Annotated in this window: 10 protein-coding genes; 6 read left to right on the plus strand and 4 right to left on the minus strand. The window is 58.0% G+C overall.

Features of this window, described 5'->3' with window-relative positions; all coding sequences use genetic code 11:
- Positions 1-20 precede the first annotated feature (20 nt).
- Positions 21-4,013, minus strand: coding sequence for a M23 family metallopeptidase (locus U9R25_19270; GenBank protein ID MEA3338036.1), 3,993 nt, complete (start codon positions 4,011-4,013; stop codon positions 21-23).
- Between the two features lie 289 nt (positions 4,014-4,302).
- On the opposite strand from U9R25_19270, the gene U9R25_19275 reads away from it, so the two are divergent.
- The 5 genes from U9R25_19275 (at position 4,303) to U9R25_19295 (ending at position 11,325) form a co-directional block, all read left to right on the plus strand.
- The gene (locus tag U9R25_19275) at positions 4,303-5,283 is read left to right on the plus strand and encodes a hypothetical protein (protein MEA3338037.1); all 981 of its coding nucleotides are present in this window, start codon (positions 4,303-4,305) and stop codon (positions 5,281-5,283) included.
- A 297-nt stretch (positions 5,284-5,580) separates the two neighbouring features.
- Positions 5,581-7,179, plus strand: coding sequence for an ABC transporter substrate-binding protein (locus tag U9R25_19280; GenBank protein MEA3338038.1), 1,599 nt, complete (start codon positions 5,581-5,583; stop codon positions 7,177-7,179).
- Positions 7,180-7,359: 180 nt separating this feature from the next.
- A complete protein-coding gene (locus U9R25_19285) occupies positions 7,360-8,238 on the plus strand; it encodes an ABC transporter permease (GenBank protein ID MEA3338039.1) in 879 nt (292 codons plus the stop codon).
- Positions 8,238-10,376 (plus strand): ABC transporter ATP-binding protein, encoded by a 2,139-nt coding sequence (locus tag U9R25_19290; protein MEA3338040.1) that lies wholly within the window; start codon positions 8,238-8,240, stop codon positions 10,374-10,376. Before U9R25_19285 ends, U9R25_19290 begins: the two co-directional genes overlap by 1 nt.
- A 4-nt stretch (positions 10,377-10,380) precedes the next feature.
- Positions 10,381-11,325: an ABC transporter permease gene (locus tag U9R25_19295; protein MEA3338041.1), complete on the plus strand. Its 945-nt coding sequence runs from the start codon at positions 10,381-10,383 to the stop codon at positions 11,323-11,325.
- Between the two features lie 6 nt (positions 11,326-11,331).
- On the opposite strand, the gene U9R25_19300 is transcribed toward U9R25_19295, so the two are convergent.
- A complete protein-coding gene (locus tag U9R25_19300) occupies positions 11,332-11,835 on the minus strand; it encodes a hypothetical protein (protein MEA3338042.1) in 504 nt (167 codons plus the stop codon).
- Between the two features lie 88 nt (positions 11,836-11,923).
- Here U9R25_19300 and U9R25_19305 point away from each other — a divergent pair, with 88 nt between their 5' ends.
- Positions 11,924-12,439: a metallophosphoesterase gene (locus U9R25_19305; protein ID MEA3338043.1), complete on the plus strand. Its 516-nt coding sequence runs from the start codon at positions 11,924-11,926 to the stop codon at positions 12,437-12,439.
- 50 nt (positions 12,440-12,489) lie between these two features.
- Here the strand turns inward: U9R25_19305 and U9R25_19310 are convergent, their stop codons facing one another.
- Entirely contained in the window at positions 12,490-13,197 is a 708-nt protein-coding gene (locus tag U9R25_19310) for a hypothetical protein (GenBank protein MEA3338044.1), read from the minus strand.
- A complete protein-coding gene (locus tag U9R25_19315; protein MEA3338045.1) occupies positions 13,194-14,330 on the minus strand; it encodes a glycosyltransferase family 1 protein in 1,137 nt (378 codons plus the stop codon). Before U9R25_19315 ends, U9R25_19310 begins: the two co-directional genes overlap by 4 nt.
- Positions 14,331-14,338: the final 8 nt, after the last annotated feature.

The raw sequence follows: 14,338 nt of genomic DNA on the forward strand, positions 1-14,338 counted from the left end.
AGGCAGCTGCGATTGCGCCATCAGGGACGAATTCGCCCTGGCGCGTCGGGTGACATGGCAGGGGGCGGCAGGGTGTCCACGGGACGGACACTGTCGGGTATGATGAGGTCGTCGGGATTCATGAAGTACTGCGGGTCGCAATGGCCTCCCCAGCCGTCGGCTCGATCGAAGGGGTAGATACGGATTCCGAAATGCAGGTGGGGACCAGTGCTGCCACCGGTGTTGTCCGACGGGCCAAGAGGCTGGCCGCGAGATACCTGATCGCCGATCGATACGGTGACTCGCTCCATGTGTCCGTAGATCGATTCTCCCCACTCATGGGTCAGTTTCACAAAGTTGCCGTAGCCACCCTTGTCGAAGCCGGCCTGGGTAACCTCGCCGTCGTCGGTTGCCCGGAGGTTTGTGCCGTTCGGAGTGCCGAAATCGAGGCCATTGTGGCCGCGCAGGGCGACGCCGTTGTAGCTGTATTGTTTGTAATACTGAGGGTTTTTTCCAAATAGCTGGGTTACTCGCCATCGCCCTTCGAAGGGTGTGCCCAGGATGATGCGATCCTGAAACTGAATGGGAACCAGGAAACGCTCTCCTGTCGCACCCACCTGAACGACCCATCCCTCGATCTTTTTGCCGTCAACGTCTGCCTGAATGTGCCACCAGACCAGAAGGTCCGCCTCTTCCGGACCAGCTGTGATTACAGCCTCGCTGCCGGGCGGTAAAACACCCAGGACATCGGAATCATTCTTGTCTGCATATCCGGGCGACCGGCGCATATTCACCCCTTCGATGTAGGCATTGTAAACGCTGTTACCAGGCTGGAAGGTGGCCGTGGGCACAGGTTTATCGGTCGAGGGCGCTGGAGGTTGGCTGGTAGCCAGCAAAGTGGTGCCATTGGGACTGATCTCGGCAACCCACCCCTCGATGGCCTGATCTTCCAGGGTGAGGAAACGAATGTGCCACCAGGGTAGCTCATCCTTCTCGGTAGGGCCATCGAGTACCGTTATCTCAGCGCCGAAGGGCAACTCGAAGAGCACATCATCACCGTCTTTGTTTACATAACCTGGAGATCTTCGGGCATTCAAGACCGTGGCCGCGAAAGCGGAATCTCCGGGGGTAATACGCTTGGGTTCGGGCGACGGTACAGGTTTGGGTTGCGGTTCTACCTCCGGATCGATGGGTTGAGGCTCTGGTGGGGAAGGGGGCACCGGTTCGGGATCCGGCGGGATCGCGTCGACTCGCGGCAACACGGTCAGCACCGGGGTACCGGCAAGGGAGGTGGCGGCCAGCCAACCTTCCCAGGCTCGACCACCGGCGGCTGTGTAGCGGATGAGCCACCAGGTCAAACCGTCGGCGTCCTGAGGGCCAGCGACGATATCGATTTCAACCTCAGGTGGGATCTCATGGAGAATATCTGAATCGGGTTTATTGCGCCAACCGGGCGCCAGGCGCAGATAGATAGTGGTTGTTGTTTTTGCCCGATCGCCGGGAATCATTTCCTCCAGCGAGGGCGCTGCTGGCCTCGGCTCTTGGGGTTCTGGCCCTGGCTCGGGAACAGGTTGCGGCACCGGATCGGGAACCGGATTTGTTGGCGTCGGCTCCGGTCGCGGTGGCATTGGGATGTCGCGCACGAGTAGTACAGCGCCTAGCGGGCCTGCCTGAGCCGCCCAACCATCGAATCGATTTCCGAACTGGCTGACAAAGCGGATGCCCCACCAGAGAAGATTGTCGGCAAACTCGGGTCCGCGCACGACGTCAACCCGAATCTCGCCGGGGATCTCGTAGATGATATCCCCTGGCGGTTTGTTGCGATAGCCGGCCGTGCGTCGCAGCACGACTGTCTCGCGGGTGATAGCCGGCTCGCCAATTCGCAGCGTTGGTTCCGGCCTTGGCACGGGAACCGGCACCGGTACAGGCGCTGGTTTCGGCGGTTCTGGCACAGGAACCGGTTCTGGTTCTGGCACCGGCTCCGGGCTGGGTGCAGGTTGGGGAGCCGGTACGGGCGGCGGGGTGGGCGCTGGTCCAGGTGTTGGCTCCGGGGAAGGCATTGCCACCAGGAGGATTGTTCCATCGCTGTAGCTCTCGGCCGCCCAGCCCGCAAAGGGATTGCCGTAGCGACTGATGTACTTGACGCGCCACCACGTTACGCCCTCTTTCTGCTCCGGCCCTTCAGAGATCGTCAGCTGCTGTCGAGCGGGAACATTGATAATGATGTCGTTGGATGGTTTGCCGATGCGACCGGCAGTTCGTCGCAATGGGATAACAGCGGTGGTGGTGGCCTGGTCGCCGATTTCAATAGGCGCCGGTTCTGGCTCGGGCGCCGGCACCGGCTCTGGCTCGGGCACAGGTTCTGGTTCCGGGACCTCTGCTCTGGGGGAAAGTAATACCTTGCCACTGGCGCTCTTTTCGGCTGCCCAGCCATCTACCGGGCGGCGTCCCGGCTCCACAAAGCGGATTTGCCACCAGATCAAACCGTCGACCTGCTGCGGGCCCTTGAGGACAGTTGCCTCGCTGTCAGGAACCAAATGAAATAACACGTCGTCGTTAGGCTTGTCCCGATAACCAGGCGATTTTCGAACAGTTACCTCTTGCCGGGCGACAATGCGCATTCCCGGCTCCAGCGCGGAAGGCAGGGATGGCTGTGGTTCCGGCGCTGGCGGTTCGGCGGGCCTGGTTTCCACCAGCAGTGCTGCCCCGGTAGCACTGGCTTGAGCAACCCAACCATCGACGGAAACGCTCTCGTCGCGATGGCGAACCCGCCACCATACCAGGCCGTCGGCGATCTTCGCGCTCGAAAGAATGGTGAACTCGCTGCCTCGGGGCAGTTTCGCGACGAGGTCATCCTCAGGTTTGTTCAGGTAACCGGGGCTCTTTCGAACAGACAGAAGGTCTGCGGCAAAAACATGCTGGCCCAATTCGAACTTGGCAGGAACGATCAAACTCTCGCGCCAGCGGTAGTCATGACCCAGCGCCTGGCGGAAGTCGTCGACGACTCCCTGTTTGCCTTCAATGACCCACCTGTCTTTCCGGGGCCATCGGTAGAGGATCAGTGAGCGTATCTGTTGATGGCCGGACCGGCGATTCCAGTGGTCAATCTCACCGTATGCCCGCCGGACCCAGCCGTTGTTCTTGTTGAGCCACGGCACGTCCTGATCGGTTTCAGTGACGTAGCAAGGCAGGTGGCGCATGGAGCTGGGAACGGCTTCCAGGAAGTCGCGATAGGTACGGAAGTTGTACTGGTAGTGCTCAAACGGGGCCCCCATGCGACGATTGGTATAGATTTCCGCCGGGTCGGAGGAGTGGGTATAGGCATGAATGGTGATGCCGTCGCAGTTGCGTGGACCGATGGCATTCAGGATATCACGGAAGTATTGTATCCAGTCGCCCTGGGAATTGCCGCTGTAGCTCGTCTGATTGTTCCAGGGCGCCACGGCGCCAACCAATACCTGGTCATCTTTGTGGCCTGGCACTCCGTGAATCGCATCGCGGCAAAGCTGATAACAGCGCGCGTACTTCTGAGGGGTGATGACCTCGCCAGGATTGACGATGGAACTGCCTGCCCGGCCGGGTGGGAGCAAGGCGCTAAAGCGTTCCGGAAGGCCCCGCGAGCGGGAAACCGGATCATCATCAACCGGGTCCACCGGGCTGGAAACAGGGCCCCGCGAGTGATTGATTTGAACCCCCGGGCGCTCGACGGCATAGTTCATCTCGTTGCCGATGATCCATATTTTGCAACCGTTGCTGGCGCCAACAAAATTGGCGCAGCGCTGCGCAAAACTGGTGTAGCGGCTGCTATGGGGAATGGTGCCGGCTGGCTCGTAGCCGTTGTTGATGCGGCAGATAACGCCAATATCTTGGTTACTCCAGGAAGAGAAATCCTTTCCCCCGCGATCATTTGATTCGGAGCCGATTGCTTCAGTGAACAGTACCCAACCCGGTTTCCCGGCCTCAAGCATATGGCGTTCGCCGCCGGGCTCATGGATACCGAAAATGTAGGGCGAGTCAAACAGAGGGCGAGGCATTCGCTACGACTCCGTGTTGATCAACGATGTGTGCAATGATTGGAGCGCAAACTCCGTGCGTCTTTTTGTACCCGCCGTGAGGCAGCGGTGCGGATGGAAAGCATCTGTCCTTGCCGAAGAGAGTGACAGATCGTTTTCACCGACTGAACACTATTGTACCACAAATGTGCCGAGTTCGGCAACGACTTCGCTACTTGCATAGTTCAGCATCCTTCGGCTATACTGTCCGCGTCAGTCCACTCAAGCATTCAGTTTTACCGCATTTTGTTTTACAGGACTGGAGGTCTCCGTGATTTCAAGTCGACTCTTTTTCGCCATTGTCCTGTCTCTTGCAACAATAATGTCAGGCGGTCTCTCGATCCTTGCGTCAGCCGACGCGTTGATTCCGCAGCAGGAAGAACTGGTATGGCAACCAAGCTGGTGGACGGAACCGGGGCAGGAGCGGAAGCCGCAGGATGGCGAGAACCCTCTCTTTCTGCCCTTTATTGCTTTGAGTGACTCGACTCCGGAGTCGGGGTGGCATTACTTTGTTTCGGAGATCATCACGGGGTCGGCGTCATGCGCCAGCACAGGCTTCGCTGGTGTGGTCCGCGATGATGCCGGTGTGCCGAAGGCAGGTGTTCAGGTAAAGGTCTGGGCGGCTGAATCAGGCCAGGATAGTTACCTGTCTGAGCCTACGGGCGGGGATGGGGTCTGGCGGGTGGTTATCGACGATTCGCAGCCGGTTGCCGGTAGGTGGAAGCTTGCCGTGGTCAACAGCCAGCAGGAGCCAATCTCTCCGGTCATCGGACAAGTTGCTTACCAGGATGATCCATCTGCCGTGGAAGCGCCTGGTATTCCGACCCACGATGATTGCGTCAACGGGCACCAATGGCTCACAGTTGGTTTCGAGCAGCGGCAGGAGTTTCCTGAATTCACGGTGGCGTCGGTACGATTCATCTCTTGTCGCGATAATCATTTTGATCACAACATTCGCCTGTGGGTAATCGATGTGGAGGGCAATGGCATTCGGTACATTCCGGTGCTGTTCTGGGAGGAAAACGGATTCGGTGATGGCCTTCTCACCGGTACCGATCCTTTCAAGCCACCCGGCTATCTGGATTACCCGATCTGGGAGCGCCAGACCTGGTCCACGGAGATCCTGACGGGTACCACTGACACCTCCTATCCGGTCAGCAGTGAGACTCCCCCTATTCTCGAGGATTGCAGCGGCAACGCCTGGGGTCACTACTCCTATGAAATCGTCTTCCAGCGACGTGATCTGCCCTGAGCGGCTTCGAGCCCTGGAATGAGTATCTCAGGTAGCAGCAGCCCTTGCCGGTGTATCCCGGCTTGTTGCAGTATGGTGCCTTGAATTGCTCGTGATCCGCTCGCTTCCACCGTGATGCAGGAGCTGATTGTCGAGAGGCTTGGCGCCTTCTTCCGGATATGGTAAGATTGCCAACCGATAGCCACCCTGGCAAGAGGTAAAGTAGGTTGGAAGGGCCAGGGCGTCTGGTCCCACTTCAATTCGTCCCGTTCGTTCTCGTCCACAATCGAGATCGTCCGGAATAAGGAGGGAGAAATCATGAAAAAGAGATCCTTGCCCACCCTTGGGCCCAGTTTCCTCTCGTTGAGCGTTCTATTGGTTCTTGCCCTGTTGACGGCAAGTTGCGTGGCGCCGTCGGGACCGGTGCCGGCCGCGCCGCTGGAATCGGGTGAAGCGCCCGCAGCAGCCCCGGAGGCCAGCACCCTGCGGGTCGCCCTGGATATTCCCGTGCAACTTGATCCGGCTTTTGCATCGTCGGACAGTGAAATCGCAATCCTGAATGCCGTTTACGACTACCTGGTAGACATCGATCACGAAAACAAGGTGCAACCCCGACTCGCCAGCGCTGCCAGGATCAGCGCCGACGGTTTGAATTATACCCTCGAGATTGACCCCGATGCGACCTTCCACGACGGGTCGCCGGTGACAGCCGCTGATGTCATCTGGACCTTCAATCGCTTGCGTGATCCCGAGGCTGGTTTGCCGACCAGTGACCTCTACAGCAACATCACCGACATTTTCACCGTTCCCAACTCGGCTGATCCTTCTGAATCCAAAACAGTGGTCTTTCAGCTGATAAAACCCGATCCTTTCTTCCAGTTCAACTTGAGCGATAATCATGCGCTTGTCGTCAAAGAGGGCACCGAAGACTTCACCCAGTTTAACGGCAGCGGGCCCTTCAAGGTTGCCGACTACCGGCCGGAAAATCGTATGGATCTGGTGGCCAACGAGGACTATTTCATCGACGGAAAGCCGGGCGTGGAGGCAGTGGAGTTCATATTCTTCAGTGATCAGGCTGCCAGTGTGGATGCTCTGCGGGGTGGCCAGGTTGATCTGGTGATGCGCATGCCGACACCGCTGTTCCTGACGCTGGAACAGGAGGAAGGAATCAATACAGTGTCGATCCCGACCAACGGATTCGATCTGGTGCGGCTCCGTTCTGACCGGGAACCCGGCAACGATCCTCGGGTCGTCGAGGCGTTCAAGCTGGCAACGGACCGTAACGCGATCTTCGAGCAGGTTACCCTCGGTCTCGGCGCGGTGGGCCGCGACAGTCCCATCGGTCCGCTCTACGTCGACTATTATAGCGAGGAAACCCCCGTCAAGGAACGGGATACTGAAGCGGCCAAGGCGCTTTTGGCGGATGCAGGCTATCCCGATGGCCTTGAGATGACCATCCACGTGCCTGACTCGGGCGATCGTCCCGACCTGGCAGTGGTACTCAAGGAGCAGTGGGCCGAAGCTGGAATCAATGTGGACGTTTCGGTGGAGCCTGAAAGCGTCTATTATGGCGATAACGGCTGGCTGGAAGCGGATCTGGGCATCACAGGTTGGGGTTCCCGCCCGATTCCCCAGTTCTACCTGGACGTCATGCTGAAGTGTGGTGCCAAGTGGAATGAATCCCATTTCTGTGACGAGGAGTTTGATCGACTTGCAGAGCTGGCTGGCACGACTCTCAACGAAGAGGAGCGTACCGAGGCGTACCACGACATCCAGACCCTCTTGCTTGAAAGAGGTCCGGTGATCATTCCTTATTTCTTCGCCCAGTTAGGCGCCATCAGTGACCAGTTCGATGGCTTCAATATGAAAGCGTTCGCTGGACGCACTGATCTGGCCGGTATCCAGCCCGTTCAGTAGTGCACCCTGCGTCGTTCCAAACTGTAGTTTGATATGTCATTCTCAAGGCGGGTGGGAGATATCCTGCCCGCCTTGCAAGTCCGGGTTCAGGGGAAGTCGAGCCGGCGATGGCAGCGATCCATTGGCGTTTCTTGAAGCAATTCCCTGTAACTCCCGTCATCAGCAAAGGGGACTCCAGGCGTGACAGTCTTCGCTTCAACCGACGAACCGGCGAGACGTAATCGCCATCAGCCTGGCATTCTTCGCCAGCTCTATGCCCGACCAGCATCGGCTTTCGGCACCACCGTCGTCCTTCTCTTTCTGCTTGTTGCCCTATTTGGCCCGTTGATTGCACCGTATGGGGCTACGGAACAAATACCTTCAGAGGCAAGGCAACCACCTTCTGCAGACCATCCCTTTGGCACCGACCGGCTGGGCAGGGATGTTTTCAGCCGCGTTGTATTGGGAGCCAGGGACATCCTCGCTCTGGCTGGTTTGGGTACCCTCATTGCAGTGTTTTTTGGTACAGTCGTTGGGCTTTTCAGCGCATACCAGGGCGGATGGGTTGACGAGGTGGTCTTTCGCATATTCGACAGCTTGCTTGCCATACCGGCGCTTCTTCTGGCCCTTCTCTTGCTCGGAACAATTGGCCCGTCCAGAAACAGCGTGCTGGTTGTGATTGCGATCGTCTACACGCCGATCGTCGCCCGGGTCGTACGTAGCGTGGTCCTCTCTGTCAAACCGAAGGGCTTCATCGAGGCGGCGCGAGTCCAGGGAGAAAGCCTGGGTCACATTCTGTTTCGCGAGATTTTGCCCTCCGTGAGGCCGGCCCTGGCTGTCGAGACCGCCCTGCGCTTTTCCTATGCGATCTTTCTGGTGGCATCTCTGGGGTTCCTGGGAGTCGGTGTTCAGCCGCCCAATCCTGACTGGGGCCTGATGGTGGCCGAGGCCAGGAACTACTACGCCCTGACTCCCTGGGCATTGATTTTTCCCGCGGCTGCCATCTCGTTGCTTGTAATCGGCGTAAACCTTTCGGCTGATGGCTTGAAGCGTGCGTTGCATACGTCAGGCCGATCATGATGACGAGAGCGATACGTTCTGGCGGGAAACACCATCGGCCACCGATTCTTCAGATCGAAGATCTGACAGTGTCCTATCAACAGGGCAGCCAATGGCTGGACGCGGTGCGGAACGTATCGCTGCAGATCGAGCCAGCCCAGACTTATGGGTTGGTGGGCGAGAGCGGGTCCGGGAAGTCGACATTGGCTCACGCAATCCTGCGGGTGTTGGGCGAGAACGGGGAAGTGCGTGGAGGCTCCATCAAGCTGGAAGGCCTTGATCTCCTGGCGTTGTCGGACGCCGAAATGCGGCGGGTTTGGCGGGATGATATCAAGTTGGTGCCTCAGGATCCGCGCTCTTCGTTGAATCCCTCTATGCGGATTGGGGATCAGCTTCTGGAAGCTCTTGTGGGACACGTCTCCAAGGCTGAGTCCCAGGAACGTATGCTTGAACTGTTGACTCAGGTGCGTATTGCCGATCCTGAGCGGGTTGCTGCCAGCTATCCTCATCAATTGAGCGGCGGTATGCAGCAACGGGTCATGATAGCCATGGCCTTGACGACTGAACCTCTGCTCATGGTGTTGGATGAGCCAACAACCAACCTGGATGTCACCACCGAAGCAACTATTTTGGATCTTTTCCGGGACTTGATTCGGGATAGCCAGACGGCGGTTCTCTATGTATCCCATAACCTTGGTGTGGTAACCAGCATCTGTGACCGGGTTGCAGTGCTCTACGCCGGAGAGCTGGTGGAAGATTCATCAGTTTCGGCCATCTACCATCAGCCCTTGCACCCATACACGCTGGCGTTGCTGGACAGCGTGCCACGGCTGGGCCAGAACAAGCAGCAGGTGGCTCTACAGCCTATCTCCGGGACGATTCCGGGGCTCACCGAACTGCCACCGGCCTGTGTCTTTGCGCCACGATGTGAGATTGCCATCGATCGCTGTCACTCTGAGCGTCCCATCCTGGAGCAGCCGGAGTCCTGGTCCGGCCAATCGACAAGACGTGTTCGTTGTTATCGATGGCGCGAGGTCGCTGACGGCACCCTGGTCTATCCATCGTCAAAGTACACAGCCTACCCGGACCCGAGTGCGGACGATTCCGGGATTTCGCCAACGGTTCTGGGTGTCGACTCTCTCGAAAAGCGTTTTCCAGTTCAACGTTCTTTTGGAGAATGGTTGCGGCGTGCGCCAGGTCGGGAAGTGCGGGCGGTTGATGGTCTGAGTTTTCAGATTAATCGGGGCAGGACCCTGGGATTGGTAGGCGAAAGCGGCAGTGGAAAAACCACGGTTGCTCGCTGTGTGATCGGCCTCACGGAACCAAATTCGGGTGAAATCAGTTTACTCGAGATGCCGTTGCAGCCCCGGATATCCGATCGGGATCGAAGCCTCATGGGCCATCTGCAGATGGTTTTTCAGAACCCCCAGGAGGCACTCAATCCCTACCGCACGGTGCAAGATGCCCTGGCCCGGCCCTTGATGCGTCTGGCTGGCGTGCCATCATCACAGATCGATTCCGAGGTCGCGAAACTGTTGAGTACCGTCAAGCTGGATCCTGCCTTTGCTGATCGTTATCCCAACCAACTGAGCGGGGGCGAAAAGCAACGGGTTGCCATCGCGCGGGCTTATGCATCTAACCCAGATTTATTGATCTTCGATGAATCGGTATCGGCCCTGGATGTCTCGGTGCAGGCAGCGATTCTAAATTTGCTCAATGACCTGCAGAGTGAGATAGGCAGCGCGTATCTGTTCATTTCCCATGACCTGGCCGTTGTAGGATATCTGGCCGACGATATCATGGTTATGTACCTGGGCGAGGAAATGGAATCGGGCACAACCCACCAGATATTCGAACCCCCCTTTCACCCTTATACCGAGGCCCTTCTATCCTCGATACCGCTGCTGGATCCGGATGCAGAGGAGGACCGAATCCATCTGGAAGGTGACGTGCCCAGCCCCGTGAACGTGCCCACGGGTTGTCGATTCCATACCCGCTGTCCTCGCTTTTTGGGACAGGTCTGTGTCGACGAGGCACCACCATGGCAACAACTCAGCGACGGGCACCGCATTCATTGCCATATTCCGGCTGCTGACCTGGAAATGATACAGCAATTGGCACCTGGCGCCATCGGCGTAGCAACGCCCAACCTGGAGTGAATCAATGGGCCGTTACATCGTAAGACGCCTTGGATTTCTGGTCCTGACACTCTTGTTGACCTCATTGATTGTCTTCGTCGTCACGCAGATGTTGCCGGGCGATGTGGCGCGCATTACCTTGGGACGTGAAGCCAGCGAGGCGGCTGTGCAACAATTGCGGGTGGAATTGGGGCTCGACAAGCCCTGGCCCATCCAGTATTTCACCTGGTTGGGCAACTTCCTGACCGGCAATTGGGGAGTGTCCTACAGCACGGGCCTGCCAGTGCGCCCCCTGGTCATGGAGCGATTGGGTAATTCCATGATGCTCGGTGCGCTGACGATGCTGATTGCAGTCCCTCTGTCGGTTTTCCTCGGTGTGGTGGCTGGTTTGAAGGAGGACAAGGCAGCGGATAATGTCATCAGTATTTCATCGCTGGCCGTTGTGGGTTTGCCGGAGTTCGTGACCGGCTTCGTGCTTATTCAGATCTTCGCCTTTCGGCTCGATCTTTTTCCGGCAAACTCCTCTATCAGGCCAGGAACCGGGTTTTTCGAGGCATTGCCCCAGCTTGTCTTGCCTGCACTGACCGCGACCCTGGTTCTTCTTGCCTACGTAACCCGCCTGACGCGCGCTGGCGTGGTCGAGGAATTGAAGCAGGACTATGTGCGGACAGCCAGGACCAAGGGGATACCGGAGCGTCAGGTGATCGTCAAACACGTCCTGCGTAATGCGCTGTTACCGACCATCACCATTATTGCTATCAGTTTCGGCTGGCTGATCAGTGGCTTGATCGTAATCGAAAACGTCTTTAACTACCCAGGGCTGGGCCGGCTGCTTACTTTTGCGATTGACCGGAGGGACATGCCATTGTTGCAGGCGATTACTCTGGTCACTGTACTTGTGTTTGCCCTGGCCAACCTGGGGGCAGATCTGTTATATGCCATGCTCAATCCCAGGATCCGGCTCAAGTGACATGGATCATTGTGCGTGATCCAGCAGCAAAAGGCCACTGCTGCTTCGCTCTGCCATCCAGCCCTCGGTGCCCAGAATGTCAAGGCGCCACCAGGACAGCCCATCGGCGTCGCTGGGTCCCTCCAGGATCCATCCCATGCTGCCTGGCGGCACAGAAATCAGAACGTCGCCGGCTGGCTTTTTCTGATAGCCCGGCGACCGGCGCAGGTTTACATTGCTTCCACTGGCGTTCATGATACCATCGCCGATGTTGAAGCGCCCTTCGGAGACTGCCGCTTGAGTGTCACTTGCCGGCAAGGCCGTTGGGTGGGGCGGTGGAGTCCATGAGGGTCTCGAACCCAGGTCAGGCAGCTCGCCGCCGATGGAGATCCAGGTCAGGCCTGCCAGGCCGCACAGCGAGAGAATCAGAGCCGTAACCAGGGCCCATTGCAGCGTGCGGTCTTTTCGGCGTCGCCGGCTTGAGTCGGTGAGCCGGGTGGAGGGTGGCTGCTGGCGCGATGAATTACCCATGATGCCATTATAGCAAATGACCGTCAGGTGACAAACCAGCCTGGGTCTCGGCCAAACGCAGACTGTCAGGAACGAAAGAGGTGAACCGATGCGAATCGCAGTGATATCCGACGTGCACGACAATATCTGGAATCTTTCCGATGCTCTCGACAGAATTGCCGAACAGGAGGCGGGGGCACTGATTTTCTGCGGGGATTTCTGTGCCCCCTTCACTCTGGCTCAGATCGGCCAGGATTTCAATGGACCGGTACACTGCGTGTTTGGCAACAACGATGGCGATCCGCGGTTGTTATTGGCGAACGCGCAGGCAGCCGGCAACGTGACCTTGCATGGCGAATTTGCTGAGTTGGCCTTCGACGGGCGACGAGTGGCGGTTAATCATTATCCGGAAATCGCCCAATACCTTGCCCGGTCGGGCGAATTCGACCTGGTCTGCTATGGGCACAATCATCAGGCTAAGGTGGAGAGAATGGGAAAGACGATTTTGGCTAACCCCGGGGAGGTGATGGGCAGGTTCGGCGATCCGACCTACGGAATCTACGATTCCGGAATGGGCGATTTTTCGCTCCATCCGGTATTGCATCACTGTAACCCGGTTGACTAGAGTTCAATCATTGAATTCGTGTAGTCAGTTAACTATAGAATCGGGAGAATTCAATCAGGGCCAGACTCATGAGAGGGGGAGGGTGATGGGCTGGAACTGTTTTTGCCGGGGATAATGACGGCAAGCCAGGAGGCAAGTACAACAAGGAGAATACCGATCGCTGTTTGCCAGGGACCCCGACCAACGCTGACCGGTTTCCCGAAGATGGCATCCAGGGCGGGTTGGAGGCGGGCAAGGGCTTCCAGCGGTGCGTAAATCGACGCCGCAGCCAGGAGACTCAGAAACAGGGCCACTATCCAGCCGGAGATCCGTCTGAGCAAGGGATAACTCAGGAGCGCAGCTACCAGACATAACGCGATGAGCACGCTTTGTTTCAGGAACTCATCTGTCTGCAGCAGTTCGGGGGTCCAGGCCGGTGGCAGCATTGACAGGGCAACCGGGACCGCAGCTAGATTCAACAGCCAACGAATGAGGCGGGGAAACCGAAACTCGGCGCGGTGTGCCAGGAGACTCAGGCTCAGGCTGAGAGTCACCAGGGGAAGGAAAAAGACCTCTCGCGTCAATTGAATGACGCCACTGCGCACCTCGGCAACGAATTTAACATACTCGGGGAAGTCGAGACCGAGGATACGAAGCGCCGCCGACTCGGACCATATCCAGGCTCCCCAATAGCCCAGGGCTAATAAGAGCCAGCCGATCAGGAGAATCAGCGTGGCCGTAACAGGATGAAAGGCGATTCCTTTGAGCCTGCTGGTCATGGTCGGGAGAAAACGCGTTCGTAGGTGGACAACAAGGTTTGGGCTGCCGACTCCCATGTGAAGCGTCGCGCCTGGGCGAGACCGCGTTGGCGCAACTCACTTCGCAAGCTGTCGTTTTCGATAAGGAGCCTCATAGCACTGATCAGCCCAACTTCGTCGGCCGCATCGACCAACAAAGCCGCGTCGCCTGCGGCCTCAGGCAGCGAGGAATTGTCCGAGCAGACCACCGGGGTTCCACAGGCCATCGCCTCCACAACCGGGATACCAAACCCCTCGTACCAGGTGGGAAGAGCGAACAGATCAGCGGCACTATAGAGGTGTGGCAGGTCGGCGTCCTCGACGAAGCCGGTGAAGGTAATGTCCTCGCGGAAATCGGACTCGTCGGCAACTCTGAATATCTCGTTGGTTAGCCAACCCTTCCCCCCGGCGATTACCAGTCGATGAGGATGGTCTGTTTCCCGGCGCAATCGATCCCACGACCTGATCAAACCAGGCCAGTTCTTGCGAGGTTCCAACGTGCTCACTCCCAGGATGAAGGGGGCGCGCCCCAGGCCGTATTTTTCTCGCACAATCTGCAGGCCAGGGGAATTGGTCAGGGGTTGGAAGCGATGGTCGACGCCCGGATAGACTACGGTGATCTGTTCCTCGTCGACGTTCATTAGATCTACCAGGTCGCGTTTTGTGCTCTTGCTGTCGGCGAGGATATGGTTCGCTCTGCGCACTGAATGGGGTACCGTGTTGGCCAGGAAGCAGCGGAGTCGTTCGTCAGCATATTCGGGTACCGTCAGGAAGCTGAGGTCATGGATGGTTAACAAGGTTTTGGCTCGTCGCACCGGAGGCAGGGCAAAGTCTGAGGCGTGATACAGGTCGGACGGGCTCGATAACCAGTCCACAGGCAACGGTACCTTCAACCGATGCCAGCCGATGGTCAGCCAGCGACTGGCAATGGGGACGATCCGAACGTCCATGCCATCGGGTGCTTTGACAAGACCTTCGGGCGGGCTTCCGAAAACCAGCAGGGTCACCTTGTGTTTGTCCAGCAAAGGAGCCAACGCGTTGACAAGACCACGGGTGTGTCGACCGATGCCTGCACCCTGGTGCACCGCCGGGGTATAATCAATGGTGATGTGCACGATATTAC

This window comes from Chloroflexota bacterium, from assembly GCA_034717495.1.
In the GTDB taxonomy this organism is placed as follows: Bacteria; Chloroflexota; Anaerolineae; order JAAEKA01; family JAAEKA01; genus JAYELL01.